This window comes from Chromatium okenii (assembly GCF_016583745.1).
In the GTDB taxonomy this organism is placed as follows: Bacteria; Pseudomonadota; Gammaproteobacteria; order Chromatiales; family Chromatiaceae; genus Chromatium; species Chromatium okenii.
In genome coordinates, this window is sequence record NZ_NRRQ01000138.1 from 1 (window position 1) to 488 (window position 488).

Genomic DNA, 488 nt, shown 5'->3' on the forward strand with positions numbered 1-488 from the left:
TCCTCGAGGCCCAGGAGGCAGCCATCGGGCAAGTGTGCAGCGGCAACGACTTCGACGCCTTCCACCGCACCGCCACGCGCATCCTCACCCAGGGCATGGTGGATCTCGGCTGGCTCCGGGGCGAGGTGGACGGACTGATCGAGCAGGGCGCCCACCGGCGCTTCTTCCCCCACCGCACCGGTCACTGGCTGGGACTGGACGTACACGACGTCGGCAGCTATGCAGTAGAGGGAGCGTGGCGCGTCCTCCAGCCTGGCATGGTGGTGACCGTCGAGCCGGGGCTCTACTGCCCGCCGGGCAGCGAGGAGGTGGATCCACGCTGGCACGGGATCGGCGTTCGCATCGAGGACGACGTGGTTGTCGAGCGGGAGACCCCGCGCATCCTCACCAGCGGGGTGCCGAAGACCCCCGAGGCCATTGAGGATCTGATGGGCGCCGTGCGCGGCGCAGGCTACGAGGAAAGTGGAGACTTCGACTGACGTTGGACA

1 protein-coding gene is annotated in these 488 nt (G+C 68.4%); it reads left to right on the top strand.

Annotated elements, in window-relative coordinates; genetic code table 11:
• A partial coding sequence (locus tag CKO12_RS14545; protein WP_200155422.1) for a M24 family metallopeptidase occupies positions 1 to 479 on the top strand: 479 nt, incomplete at its 5' end.
• Positions 480 to 488: the final 9 nt, after the last annotated feature.